This window comes from Pseudomonas sp. ok272, from assembly GCF_900109995.1.
Classification (GTDB): domain Bacteria; phylum Pseudomonadota; class Gammaproteobacteria; order Pseudomonadales; family Pseudomonadaceae; genus Aquipseudomonas.
In genome coordinates this window covers 216209-228776 of sequence record NZ_FOCB01000003.1, presented here as the reverse complement: position 1 = coordinate 228776, position 12568 = coordinate 216209, and the positions used below count along the sequence as shown (strand labels likewise).

General features: G+C 63.9%; 10 protein-coding genes. 5 read left to right on the top strand and 5 right to left on the bottom strand.

All coding sequences use genetic code 11. The annotated features are described in order from the left end of the window. The first annotated feature begins 119 nt into the window (after positions 1 to 119). The gene (hexR, locus tag BMW74_RS06665; RefSeq protein WP_093415404.1) at positions 120 to 986 is read left to right on the top strand and encodes a transcriptional regulator HexR; all 867 of its coding nucleotides are present in this window, start codon (positions 120 to 122) and stop codon (positions 984 to 986) included. A 111-nt stretch (positions 987 to 1097) separates the two neighbouring features. Next, on the top strand, positions 1098 to 1310 hold the full coding sequence (locus tag BMW74_RS06660) for a PA3496 family putative envelope integrity protein (protein ID WP_093415401.1): 213 nt from the start codon (positions 1098 to 1100) through the stop codon (positions 1308 to 1310). Here the strand turns inward: BMW74_RS06660 and BMW74_RS06655 are convergent. After that, entirely contained in the window at positions 1252 to 2214 is a 963-nt protein-coding gene (locus BMW74_RS06655; RefSeq protein WP_093415399.1) for a LysR family transcriptional regulator, read from the bottom strand. The two genes, BMW74_RS06660 and BMW74_RS06655, sit on opposite strands and share 59 nt — an antisense overlap. Positions 2215 to 2406: 192 nt before the next feature. On the opposite strand from BMW74_RS06655, the gene BMW74_RS06650 reads away from it, so the two are divergent. Further along, the gene (locus BMW74_RS06650; RefSeq protein ID WP_093415396.1) at positions 2407 to 3822 is read left to right on the top strand and encodes an acetyl-CoA carboxylase biotin carboxylase subunit; all 1416 of its coding nucleotides are present in this window, start codon (positions 2407 to 2409) and stop codon (positions 3820 to 3822) included. Positions 3823 to 3833: 11 nt separating this feature from the next. After that, complete coding sequence (oadA, locus tag BMW74_RS06645; RefSeq protein ID WP_093415393.1) at positions 3834 to 5642, top strand: sodium-extruding oxaloacetate decarboxylase subunit alpha; 1809 nt, start codon at positions 3834 to 3836, stop codon at positions 5640 to 5642. 163 nt (positions 5643 to 5805) lie between these two features. Here oadA and BMW74_RS06640 read toward each other — a convergent pair whose 3' ends face one another. The 4 genes from BMW74_RS06640 to BMW74_RS06620 form a co-directional block, all read right to left on the bottom strand. Next, positions 5806 to 8082: an autotransporter outer membrane beta-barrel domain-containing protein gene (locus tag BMW74_RS06640; protein WP_093415390.1), complete on the bottom strand. Its 2277-nt coding sequence runs from the start codon at positions 8080 to 8082 to the stop codon at positions 5806 to 5808. Positions 8083 to 8961: 879 nt separating this feature from the next. Then, the gene (locus BMW74_RS06630) at positions 8962 to 9633 is read right to left on the bottom strand and encodes a GNAT family N-acetyltransferase (RefSeq protein ID WP_093415384.1); all 672 of its coding nucleotides are present in this window, start codon (positions 9631 to 9633) and stop codon (positions 8962 to 8964) included. Positions 9634 to 9650: 17 nt separating this feature from the next. Then, positions 9651 to 10097, bottom strand: a complete 447-nt coding sequence (locus BMW74_RS06625; RefSeq protein ID WP_093415381.1) for a GNAT family N-acetyltransferase — start codon at positions 10095 to 10097, stop codon at positions 9651 to 9653. A gap of 2 nt (positions 10098 to 10099) precedes the next feature. Further along, positions 10100 to 10729, bottom strand: a complete 630-nt coding sequence (locus BMW74_RS06620) for an FMN-binding negative transcriptional regulator (protein ID WP_093415378.1) — start codon at positions 10727 to 10729, stop codon at positions 10100 to 10102. 105 nt (positions 10730 to 10834) lie between these two features. Between BMW74_RS06620 and BMW74_RS06615 the strand changes: the two genes are divergently transcribed. Next, positions 10835 to 12385: a MocR-like pyridoxine biosynthesis transcription factor PdxR gene (locus BMW74_RS06615; protein WP_093415375.1), complete on the top strand. Its 1551-nt coding sequence runs from the start codon at positions 10835 to 10837 to the stop codon at positions 12383 to 12385. Positions 12386 to 12568 lie beyond the last annotated feature (183 nt).

The following is a 12568-nucleotide window of genomic DNA, read 5'->3' as shown; positions in this document are numbered from 1 at the left end:
AAACCGGGGGGCTAACTGGCATCCGGTTACGGATTGGGCAGGCAAAAAGCCGATTCTTGTAGTATAACTACAAGCTCGCTACATCCCCGGCGCCTGCCCATAACAAAGAGTCCAGCCCTTTGAACCTGTTGCAACATATCGCCCAGTCTCGCCACCTGTTACGCAAGTCGGAACTCAAGGTTGCCGATCATGTGCTGCTTGATCCCGCGGCGGTGATGCACAGTTCCATGGCTGACCTTGCCCACAGCGTCGGTATCAGTGAGCCGACCATCGTGCGCTTTTGCCGCGCCATCGGTTGTTCGGGGTTCCAGGACCTGAAGCTCAAGCTGGCCCAGAGCCTGGCCGCCGGCGCCAGCTTCGGCCAGTTCGCGATCCATGAAGACGACTCGGTCGCCGACTACAGCCTGAAGATCTTCGACACCACCCTGCACACCCTGATGGAAGTTCGCGAGAACCTCGACCCGGTGGAGTTGCAACGGGCGGTGACGCTGATGTCCCAGGCCCAGCGTGTCGAGTTCTACGGCTTTGGTGCGTCCGGCGCCGTGGCGGCCGATGCCCAGCACAAATTCTTCCGGTTGCTGCTGACGGCTGCGGCCTACTCGGACCCGCACATGCAGGCCATGTCGGCCGTGACCCTCAAGCCGACGGATGTGGCGATCTGTATCTCCCAGTCGGGTCGCTCCAAGGACTTGCTGATCACCGCCAACCTGGTGCGCGAAAGCGGCGCCTCGCTGATCACCCTGTGCCCGAGCCAAACGCCATTGGCCGAGCTGTCGACCGTCAACCTGGCGATCGATGTGCACGAAGACACTGAAATCTACACGCCGCTGACCTCGCGTATCGCCCACCTGGTGGTGATCGACGTGCTGGCGATGGGCGTGGCCATGGCGCGCGGCCCGAGCCTGGTCAACCACCTCAAGAGCGTCAAGCGCAGCCTGCGCAGCTTGCGCCTGTCGCCCAAGTCGGTGAAAGCCCTGGACGACTGAGTCGACAGGGCGGGGGCTCCGAGCATTCACAGGCCTGTCATCCCCGCGCCGCCAAACCGTCATCCCCCGCGCCTATCGTGAAACTCCCGTACTCGTCTTGGGAGACATGAAATGGCCCCGCACTACGAAGAACGTCACAGCGTCGTCAAAACCCGTCGTCAACAGGAAGACCAGCGGCGCATGGCGTTTCGCCGCGCCATCGAGGATCGCTGCGAACAGCGCCAGTTGCTGGCCGAGATTGGCGATGGTCCTGGCGAGCCTGCACTCAATTACTGGCAGGCGGCTCCCGCAACGCCCCGTCGAAACGCTCAGCCAGCGCGCTGATCTGCGCTCGCTCGCTGCGGATAAAGCCCAGGAACGCATGGGCCACGGGTGACAGTCGCTTGGCTTTGGCTTGCACCAGGCACCAACTGCGGTACAGCGGCAGCTCTTCAACCGGCAACTCGATCAAGCCGCCGGTTGCCAACTCCAGGCTCAGGGCGTGGCGCGTCAACAGCGCCACGCCCAGACCCGCCAGCACACACTCGCGCTGGGCTTCGGCCGATGAGACCTCCTGGGTCTGGTTGAAGTGCACGCGCTTGTCCTTGAAATACTCTTCGCACGCCAGTCGCGTGCCAGAGCCCGGCTCGCGCAGCAGCAGCGTGTAGGGCTCCAGGTCCTGTAGGCGCAGGGGGCCCATCTGGCACAACGGATGATCCGGCGGGGCGACGGCGACGATGGGGTTGTTGAGGAACGGCAGGAACTCCAGCCCCATGTCCTGAGGCACCATGGACATGATCACCAGGTCGTCGCGGTTATCGGACAGGCGCCGGATCACTTGCCCGCGGTTAGCCACGGTCAATTGCAGGTTCACTTCCGGATGCTGGCGCTTGAAGGCGGCAAACAGGTGCGGCACAAAGTATTTGGCGCTGGATTCCACCGCCAGTTTTAGTTGGCCCTGCAGTGAGCCCTGCATGTCCGAGAGCTGCATATCGAGGTTTTCCAGGCGCCCGAAAATATCCCGGCTGGCCCGCTGTAACGCTTCAGCCGCCTCGGTCATGTAGAGCTTTTTGCCGACATACTCGAACAACGGCTGGCCAATCAGCTCTTCAAGCTGGCGAATTTGTAGGCTGACGGCCGGTTGTGTGAGCGACATTTCCTCGGCTGCTCGGCTGTAGGACCGCAGGTCACAGACTTCGTTGAACACCCGAAGCTGACGCAATGTCATACGCATCAATGACTTACGCATATTAAAAGCACTCTGGCCGGGTGAGGGGTGTTTAACTATAAGTCGTTACTTATGGCTAACCCAATAATTATTGATTTTTATTAATTCCTTGAGGGAGATAGGGTGGCGGTGCGACTGATTTGAAACATTTAGTCACGCGCCGACCTGGGTCTAGCAGGTCGTAGCTCGCAATCGGCTCAAGGGAAATTCCAAGTGATAACAAAGATCCTGATCGCCAACCGTGGTGAAATTGCCGTCCGAATCGTGCGTGCCTGCGCCGAGATGGGCATCCGTTCGGTGGCGATCTACTCCGACGCCGATCGCCATGCGTTGCACGTCAAGCGCGCCGATGAGGCGCATAGCGTGGGTGCCGAGCCATTGGCCGGGTACCTGAACCCGCGCAAGCTGGTGAACCTGGCGGTGGAAACCGGCTGCGATGCGCTGCATCCCGGTTACGGCTTCCTGTCGGAAAACGCTGAACTGGCCGACATTTGCGCCGAACGGGGGATCAAGTTCATTGGTCCGTCCGCCGAAGTCATCCGCCGCATGGGCGACAAGACCGAAGCCCGACGCAGCATGATCAAGGCTGGCGTCCCGGTGACGCCGGGCACCGAAGGCAACGTTGCCGACATCGCCGAGGCGCTGACCGAAGGCGAGCGCATTGGTTACCCGGTGATGCTCAAGGCCACCTCCGGTGGTGGCGGGCGCGGCATTCGTCGCTGCAACAACCGCGAAGAACTGGAGCAAGCGTTCCCCCGGGTGATTTCCGAAGCCACCAAGGCGTTTGGTTCGGCCGAGGTGTTCCTGGAAAAGTGCATCGTCAATCCCAAGCACATCGAGGCGCAGATCCTCGGTGACAGCTTCGGCAATGTGGTGCACCTGTTCGAGCGTGACTGCTCGATCCAGCGCCGCAACCAGAAGCTGATCGAGATCGCCCCCAGCCCGCAACTGACCCCGGAACAGCGCGCCTACATCGGCGACTTGTCGGTGCGTGCGGCCAAGGCGGTGGGCTACGAGAACGCGGGTACCGTGGAGTTCCTGCTCGCCGAGGGCGAGGTGTACTTCATGGAGATGAACACCCGGGTGCAGGTGGAGCACACCATCACCGAAGAAATCACCGGTATCGACATCGTCCGCGAGCAGATTCGCATCGCCTCCGGCCTGCCGCTGTCGGTCAAGCAGGAAGACATCCACCACCGGGGTTTTGCGCTGCAGTTCCGGATCAATGCCGAAGACCCGAAGAACAACTTCCTGCCCAGCTTCGGCAAGATCACCCGTTACTACGCCCCCGGCGGCCCCGGCGTGCGTACCGACACGGCGATCTACACCGGCTACACCATCCCACCGTATTACGACTCCATGTGCCTGAAGCTGGTGGTCTGGGCGCTGACCTGGGAAGAAGCGATGGACCGTGGCTTGCGTGCCCTGGACGACATGCGCCTGCAAGGGGTCAAGACCACGGCCGCCTATTACCAGGAAATCCTGCGTAACCCGGAATTCCGTAGCGGACAGTTCAACACCAGCTTCGTCGAAAGCCACCCTGAACTGACCAACTACTCGATCAAGCGCAAACCCGAAGAGCTGGCCCTGGCCATCGCCGCCGCCATCGCCGCCCACGCAGGCCTGTGAGGAATATTCCAATGTCCAAGAAAATCTTTGTTACCGATACCATCCTGCGCGACGCCCACCAATCGCTGCTCGCCACCCGCATGCGCACCGATGACATGCTGCCGATCTGCGACAAGCTCGACAAAGTCGGCTACTGGTCGCTGGAAGTCTGGGGCGGCGCGACCTTCGATGCCTGCGTGCGCTTCCTCAAGGAAGACCCGTGGGAGCGCCTGCGCAAACTGCGCGCCGCGTTGCCTAACACCCGCCTGCAAATGCTCCTGCGCGGCCAGAACCTGCTGGGCTATCGCCATTACAGCGACGACGTGGTCAAGGCGTTCGTGGCCAAGGCGGCGGTCAACGGTATCGACGTGTTCCGCATCTTCGACGCGATGAACGACGTGCGTAACCTGCGCGTGGCCATCGAGGCGGTAAAGGCGGCGGGCAAACATGCCCAGGGCACCATCGCCTACACCACCAGCCCGGTGCACACCATCGAGGCCTTCGTGGCCCAGGCCAAGCAAATGGAAGCCATGGGTTGCGACTCGGTGGCGATCAAGGACATGGCCGGCTTGCTGACCCCCTATGCCACCGGCGAACTGGTCAAGGCGCTGAAGAGCGAGCAATCGCTGCCGGTGTTCATCCATTCCCATGACACCGCGGGCCTGGCCGCGATGTGCCAGCTCAAGGCGATCGAGAACGGTGCCGATCACATCGACACCGCGATCTCCAGCTTCGCCTGGGGCACCAGCCACCCGGGCACCGAGTCGATGGTCGCAGCCCTCAAGGGCAGCGAGTTCGACACCGGCCTCAACCTGGAGCTGCTGCAAGAGATTGGCCTGTACTTCTACGCCGTGCGCAAGAAGTACCACCAGTTCGAAAGCGAGTTCACCGCCGTCGACACGCGGGTGCAGGTCAACCAGGTGCCGGGCGGGATGATTTCCAACCTGGCCAACCAGCTCAAGGAGCAGGGCGCCCTGAACCGCATGAGCGAAGTGCTGGCCGAGATCCCGCGGGTACGTGAAGACCTCGGTTTCCCGCCGCTGGTCACCCCGACCTCGCAGATCGTTGGCACCCAGGCGTTCTTCAACGTCCTGGCCGGCGAGCGCTACAAGACCATCACCAACGAAGTGAAGCTGTACCTGCAAGGCGGCTATGGCAAGGCGCCAGGGGTTGTCGACGAAACACTGCGCCGCCAGGCGATTGGCAGCGAGGAGGTGATCGACGTGCGTCCGGCTGACCTGCTCAAGCCCGAGATGACCAAGCTGCGCGGTGAAATCGGTGCGCTGGCCAAGTCCGAAGAAGACGTGCTGACCTATGCGATGTTCCCGGACATCGGGCGCAAGTTCCTCGAAGAGCGCGACGCCGGCACCCTGACCCCGGAAGCGCTGTTGCCGATCCCGCAAGGCGGTGGCGTGACCTCGGCTGGCGGCGAAGGTGTGCCGACCGAGTTCGTCATCGACGTGCACGGCGAGACCTACCGCGTGGACATCACCGGTGTGGGCGTCAAGGCCGAGGGCAAGCGGCACTTCTACCTGTCCATCGACGGCATGCCGGAAGAAGTGGTGTTCGAACCGCTCAACGAGTTCGTCGGCGGTGGCAGCAGCAAGCGCAAGCAAGCCACGGCCCCGGGCCATGTCAGCACCACCATGCCGGGCAACATCGTCGATGTCCTGGTCAAGGAAGGCGACACCGTGAAAGCCGGCCAGGCCGTGCTGATCACCGAGGCAATGAAGATGGAAACCGAAGTGCAATCGGCCATCGCCGGCAAGGTCACCGCCATTCACGTGGCCAAGGGCGACCGGGTCAACCCGGGCGAAATCCTGATCGAGATCGAAGGCTGATCCAGCGGCCTTCGACCACAACGCTTTAAACCTCGGGGGAGCATGTGCTCCCCTTTTTTTGCCTGCGATTCAGGCGACTCACTCATGACCTTGTGGGAGCGAGACCGGCTTGCCGACGAAGAGGCCGGAGCATTCAATCTCGCTCCCACCTGGGTGGCGTCTGTCAGAACGCCATGCGCCATTGCCCCATCACGCCGTGGCTGCGGCTGTCCGTACCGATTTCACCGGTGACGCCCACGCCCAGCGTGTGACCGGCCGAGAGCCCGAGGTCGAGCCCCAGGTCGAGGGACAGGCTGTCGCGGTCCAGTAGCGCGCCGTATACCTCGAAGCTTTTCCCTCCCTGGACCAGTCGTTGGCGCGTCCCGCCCTCGAGGTCACCGTAGGTCCGTTTCCAGCCGGCACTCAGGCGCGGTGTCAGTTGCAGGCCGTTGTCCAGGGTGTTGAGACTGGCCAGGCGCAGGCCGAAGGTGGTGCTGAGGTTGTCCTGGGTCTGGCCGTAGACTTTCAGCGCGGCGGCCCCGCCTTTCTCGGTGTAGCTGTCGCGCTGATAGCGTTGGTAACCCAGGTTGGCGAAGGGCTCGAACGTGAGGTTGTTCGTGCCCAGGTTGAAACCCGTCTCGGCAAACAGGTGCTGGGTGCTGGCGCTGTAGCTGCCCTTGGGACTGTCACGGAAGCCATTGAACGCCACTTGGCGCGTGCTGCTGCCGTCGTGGCTGGCGAGGGTCGCGCCCAGGCGCAACGCCATGGGGCCGCTTTGGTGCACGGCGTACGCGCCCAGGTGCCAGCTGTCGAGACTGCCGTCGAGCCACTTGGCATCGAGGCGAGTTTGGGATTTGCCCCCCATGACGCCTATCCGCCACTGGTCATCCGCTCGCCAGTCGATGCCCATGACCAGGCCTTGGGTGTTGTGTTGCAGGGTACTGGCGAAGTCGCGGTCGACGTTGCCTGCATGGCCCAGGGCCTGGAGCCAGACGCGACCGGTCTCGCCGGCGGCCGCCTGGCGGGGTGCGCGGCTAACGCTGCCCAGGCCGTGAGGCGTGTTCAGTTGGCGCATGGCCGAGAGCAGGCTCGTGTTCACGGGGCTGACACTGCCGAGGGTGGCCTTGGCGAGGTTGGCGTTGCTTTCGGCGGCCAGTTGTTCAAACCCCAGGGCTGCGGTGGCTTTGTTGGACGTCAGCATGGCGCCGAGGAGCCGGTGTGCCGAGTCGGGTCCGGGCGCGGCTGGCGGTTTTGGCGCCTGGGTGGGCCGGGAGCCGGGCGCCGGCCTTGAGGCATGAGTGGCCGGTGAGCCGGGGGTCGGCTTTGCCGCCGGAGCGGGCTTGGGCTCGGGCGTTGGCGCGTGGGGGGCCCTGGGTTCGACCGGTGACTGGGGCGCTGGCGGTGTTTCCGGCGGGATCGGTGCGGGCGGTGCAGTGCCCTGCGGTTCCTCGATGCTCTTGGCCAGTTCGCGACTGTTGTCGGTGTCGGCGGCGCTTTCCAGTGGCACTTCGTTACGGGTATAGGTCAGGCCCACCCGTTGTTCTTCGTATTGCAGGCGGTGGTCCATGAATGGCAGGTCGTTGTCGACCCTGGCAAACGTGCCCTGGACGCTCCCGGCTTCGAGGATCGTGTGTTGACTGCTTTGCGGGTAGTCACCGCTGGTGACCAGCTTGAGGGTGGCATCGTTCAGCTCGGCGGTGCCTTTGACCACAATGGTCGGGCTGTTGCCGGAGGCATCGACGGCATAGGCCAGCACGGCGCTAGGGGACAGTTTCAAGTCCCGGGTGACGGTGGGTGCGCCGGACACGTTGCCGACGGACAGTTCGCCCTGGACGTTCAGGGCATCGACCGCGCCCCTGCCCGAGAACCGACCGCCTTCGAGGACATCCACGGCCCCGCCAATGGTCCCCTGGTTGGTCAGCACGCCCCCGGCGAGCACCTGGGCACCGTTCGCAATCGCCCCGTTGTTGCTCAGCGTGCCTTGGGTCAGTGCATGACCGCTGATGTTGCCGTTGTTGGTGAGTTGGGCCTGGGGGCGGACCAGCACTCCGGTACTGAAGTCGCCGGCGCCGCTGCGTGCCCAGTGGCCTTGCTTGACCTCCAGCCCGGCGAAGTTGCGGGTCTCGCCCAGTGTGCCGCCGTTGGCGGAGTCGAGTTGCAGGACGTTGTCGCCACCGCCGCCATCGACCAGCCCGGCGAAGCTGCCGCGGGGCTGCACGATGACCAGGTCATTGGTGTCACCCAGTTGCACGGAGACGCCACCCTTGGCCTTGATGCCTTTGGCGTAGGTTTTTTGGACGGTGTCCGGGTCGGCGATGAAGGCGTCGAGGCGGCTGATCAGTTCATGGGGTGTTTCTACGGTTGCCGGGTGCGGGTCCGCCAGGGTGGATTCGGCACAACCCAGTGCGAGTGCGATGGCCAGTGCCAGGAGTTGAGGGCGGTGTTGGTGTTGAGCGGGCATTGAGTTCAGCCTCTTTTGACAGGAGGCGGAACTCTAGGGGAGGGGCTGAGGTGGGCGATGTCAGGCGGTTCCGGGTCTGGAGCTGGTGGGGTCTGAGGGGGCTTGGGGAAATTGCGTGCTGAATGGGGTGTGGGTGTTTATGGCTGATCGGTGCTGGCGAATGGGCTTACAGACGACCTGTCGCTTGTGGATGTACCTCGGTCCAAAAACTGTGGGAGCAACTGTCTTAGCCATGCCGCTCGTCACCGCCATCGCGAGCAGGACTCTGGGTTGAGCCCGTAGGAGCGAGGCTTGCCCGCGAAGCGGCCAGCCCATTCAACATCGATGTGGTCAGGCTTACCGCCTTCGCGGGCAAGCCTTAATGCCAGTCAGTTAAGGCGCCAAACCTGTGGGAGCGAGCCTGCTCGCGAAGACGGCAACACAGCCAACATCTCCGTTGACTGACCTACTGCTATCGCGAGCAGGCTCGCTCCCACGCGGGTTTCGCTTAACTGACTGGCATTAGGGCAAGCCTCGCTCCTACAAGGATCCGGGCCTGACACGGGATGTGTGTTCGCCTCAGACCAGGGTGGGTGCGGGCTTGTCGGATCGCCGCACCGTCGCGAAGGCGGCCTGACAGCCGTCCGACCTCTGGCGGTTGGTGTACATATCCATTGCTGAGGGTGCGGCGGCTGTTGGTTTCGCCCTGACGGTCGACTCCCTTTGGCAGACGCCGGAGTGCCGGCCCAGCCCAAAGGAAGCAAAGGTCTCGCCCCTAGCGTTCGGCCCCTCGAAAGGACGGCGATGCAGTCCCGCGCGAGCAAGCTCGCTCGTCACGGGTGTTACTGCGACATCGAGAAGCATTGCAGGCACGCCTGGGATTTTTACTTCACGCGCTCATCACCCGCGACACTCCACCAGCGTCTTCACTTGCCCCGACGCGGTCTGGTTGTCGTCCGCCAGCCAGCGTTCAAACCCGGCGCCAATCGTCGGCCATTCGCCGTCGAGGATGGAGTACCAGGCGGTGTCGCGGTTTTTGCCTTTGACCACCATGTGCTGGCGGAACAGGCCTTCGTAGCTGAAGCCGAACCGTTCGGCGGCGTATTTGGAGCGGGCGTTGGCGTTGTTGCACTTCCATTCCAGGCGCCGGTAGCCCAGTTCGAATGAGTGCTTGGCCAGCAGGTACACCGCTTCGGTGCTCCGGGGTGAGCGTTGCATCGGTGCGCCGAAGGTGACGTGGCCGATTTCGATGCGGCCCTGGGCCGGGACGATGGACATCAGGCCGAGGAGGCCTTGTGCCTGGCCCGTGGCTTTGTCGATGACGCTGAAGAAGTACGGGTCGCTGTGGGCCGCGTGGTTGTTCAGCCAGTCATTGAAGGCGCTGCGCTCGAGGAACGGTCCGTAAGGCAGATAGTCCCAGAGCTTGAGGTCCGCGCCGGGGCCTTGCAGGGCGTGGAACAGGGCGTCGCCGTGGCGGGCCGGGTCGAGTTTCTCAAGGCGGATGAAGCGCCCTTCGATCAATGGCGCGGAGGGGGCCGGGGCGCCTTTCCAGTCAGCCAATGCAGTGCTCATGCGGTGCTCCTTGAACCTTAAAGGCCTTTGCGGAATTGGATGAAGCCGGGGCGTTCGGCGATGCGCTCGTAGAGCTGGATCGCGGTGGCGTTGGTTTCGTGGGTCAGCCAGTGCACTTTGGCGCAGCCGTCGGCCTTGGCCGTGGTGTAGACGAACTCGATCAGTTGGCGGCCGACGCCGGTGCCACGGGTTTCAGGGGCCACCAGCAGGTCTTGCAGGTAGCAGGCGTTTTCAATGCTCCAGTTCGAGCGGTGGTAGATGAAGTGCACCATGCCCACCGCCTTACCATCGGCCCAGGCCAGCGCCGCGTGGGTGGGCTCGCTCGGGTCGAGTAAACGCTGCCAGGTGTTCTGGGTCACCGCCTCGGGCAACTCGGTGTTGTAGAAGCGCAGGTAGGCGTGCCACAGGGGCAGCCAGGCGGCGTGGTCGTCGGCGGTGACGCGGCGGATCTCGATCGGGCTCATGTTCATTCCTTGGGCATCAAGTGGGCGAGGGCCTGGTCGTGCGGGTCGGGACTGGCGGCCAGTCCTTCACGTACGCCGGCGATGTCTGCGGTGCTGCGGTTCTGGCTGAGCTTGCGCTTGCCTTCCAGGCGCTGGATCGGCAGGGCGAAGCCGACGATGGCCTTGAGCATGCCATCGATGTACTGGGCCGGGGCATCGTCGACCTTCCACGGTTGGGCACGGCCGCTTTCGTGACGCTCGGTCAGGGCGCTGACCAGCCTGAGCAAGCGTTCGGCATCGCTGAACACCTCGGCGGTGCCAGAGGCGTGGACGGCGACGTAGTTCCAGGTCGGCACGACTTTGCCGTGCTCGGCCTTGGCGGGGTAGAACGAGGGGCTGACGTAGGCATCCGCCCCGGCAAAGATCACCAGCGCCTCGGCCCCGGCTTGCAGCGCCTGCCACTGCCGGTTGGCGCGGGCCAGGTGGCCGTAGAGCGTGCCGTGCGGGCCTTCGCCGGGGTTGAGCAGCAGTGGCAGGTGGCTGGCTTGCAGGCCTTGTTCTCCCTGGGTGACGAGCACTGCCAGGCGGGTGTCGAGGATCTGTTGGTGCAGGGCAGTGAGGTCGTCGACGGCAAAGGCGCTGGGGAGGTACATGGAAGTTTTCCTTGGCGAATGCCTGCATCCTAGGCAGGCTATTGGTTCGTTGTAAGAGCCATTAAAGGCTATTTTTATAGGTCCAATCACCCAGGTTCCGTTGCCATGAACAGCCCGACACCGTCCCTGTCGTTCAACCCCGCCGGCATCGAGCTGGATCGGCGCAAGGGCTTGAGCCGCCAGCTCTACCAGGCCTTGAGCGTGCGGGTGCTCGACGGCCGGCTGGTGGGCGGCACCCGATTGCCGGCCAGCCGCGACCTGGCGGCGGCGCTGTCGATTTCACGCAACAGCGTGGTGCGGGCCTACGATCAGCTGTATGCCGAGGGCTTCATTGAAGGGCGGGTGGGCGATGGGACGTACGTCGCGCAATTGCCCGCCAGCGTGTTGCCGGCGAAAAAACTATCCACACAAGTATCCACAGGGTTATCAACAGGCTTACCCACAGGTTTATCCACAAATTGGCTGGATTTACCTGTGGTTTCATCCAGTAAAGTTATCCACAGTGCTGCGCTGGCGCGGGTTGAAAAGCATCATTTACCCCGGCCGCCGAGTGGTCCGCCACGGGCTTTTCGGGTCGGGGTGCCGGCGTTCGATCTGTTCCCGTTCGAGGTCTGGGCCAAGCTGACGGCGGCTTTCTGGCGCAAGCCGGACTTGCAGCAGTTGTGTTACGGCGCGCCGGAGGGGGATGCGCGTTTGCGTGGGTTGATTGCCGCGTATTTGCGCAGTTCCCGTGGTCTGCAGTGCAGCGCTGAACAAATTGTGATCACCAGCGGCGCACAGCAGGGGATTAGCCTTTGTGCACAGCTGCTGGTGGCGCGGGGGGATGGGGTGGCGGTGGAGAATCCCGGCTATCGCGCCGCCGGCCATGCGTTCGCCGTGGCCGGGGCGCGGCTGCACGGCGTGGCAGTGGACAGCGATGGCATCGACTGCGCCGAACTGGGCGCGTTGGCAGATTGCCGCTTGGCCTATGTCACGCCGTCGCACCAGTACCCGACCGGGGTGATCATGAGCCTGGCCCGGCGCCTGGAACTGCTGGCCTGGGCCGAGCGCACCGACGGCTGGATCGTCGAGGATGACTACGACGGCGAGTACCGTTACAGCGGCGCACCCCTGGCGCCGCTCGCGGCATTGGACCGCCAGGGGCGGGTGATCTATGTCGGCACTTTCGGCAAGGTGGCGTTCCCGGCCTTGCGCCTGGGGTATCTGGTGTTGCCGATGGGCTTGGTGGACGCGTTCGCCCAGCGCCGGGCAGTGGATGTGCGCCATTCGGAGGTCAGCACCCAGGCGGTGATGGCCGAGTTCATGGCCGCCGGGCATTTCCAGCGGCACATACGGCGCATGCGCCGGGCGGCGCTGAATCGGCGTGATGCCTTGCTGGCCGCCTGGCCAGCGGACATTGCCGGGGTACGGGCGCTGCCCCAGGTGGTGGCCGGGTTGCACGTGATGGTGCGCGTGGACAGCCTGGCCCGCGAGCGCGAATTGGTCGAGCAAGCGGTGGGGGCCGAGGTCGAAGTCAATGGCTTGAGCCATTACTGGTTGCCGGACTCCAGCGTCCCCGATGACCAGCGTGCGGGGCTGGTGCTCGGGTTTGCCGGGGTGCCACCGCTGGCGATCGAGGCGGCGGTGGCGCGTTTGAAGGCGGTTTGGTGTGGCTGAGCACCAAACGGCCACGGTCTTCATTGACAGAACCAGCGCCATCGCGGGCAAACCCACACAAGCGAGACCGGCTTGCCGGCGAATGCAGCCTGTCAGCTGACTGAGATGCCGACTGATACAGCGCCTTCGCGAGCGGGCTCGCTCCCACGCGGGTCCACGGCGAATGCAAATCCGGCGCTCGAC

Excerpts from the sequence above, each read along its gene's own strand:
- BMW74_RS06625 (WP_093415381.1), bottom strand. The coding sequence starts at position 10,097 with ATGAGCCCGATCGAGATCCGCCGCGTCACCGCCGACGACCACGCCGCC.
- BMW74_RS06660 (WP_093415401.1), top strand. The coding sequence starts at position 1,098 with ATGGCCCCGCACTACGAAGAACGTCACAGCGTCGTCAAAACCCGTCGT.
- BMW74_RS06640 (WP_093415390.1), bottom strand. The coding sequence starts at position 8,082 with ATGCCCGCTCAACACCAACACCGCCCTCAACTCCTGGCACTGGCCATC.
- BMW74_RS06655 (WP_093415399.1), bottom strand. The coding sequence starts at position 2,214 with ATGCGTAAGTCATTGATGCGTATGACATTGCGTCAGCTTCGGGTGTTC.
- BMW74_RS06620 (WP_093415378.1), bottom strand. The coding sequence starts at position 10,729 with ATGTACCTCCCCAGCGCCTTTGCCGTCGACGACCTCACTGCCCTGCAC.
- BMW74_RS06630 (WP_093415384.1), bottom strand. The coding sequence starts at position 9,633 with ATGAGCACTGCATTGGCTGACTGGAAAGGCGCCCCGGCCCCCTCCGCG.
- oadA (WP_093415393.1), top strand. The coding sequence starts at position 3,834 with ATGTCCAAGAAAATCTTTGTTACCGATACCATCCTGCGCGACGCCCAC.
- BMW74_RS06615 (WP_093415375.1), top strand. The coding sequence starts at position 10,835 with ATGAACAGCCCGACACCGTCCCTGTCGTTCAACCCCGCCGGCATCGAG.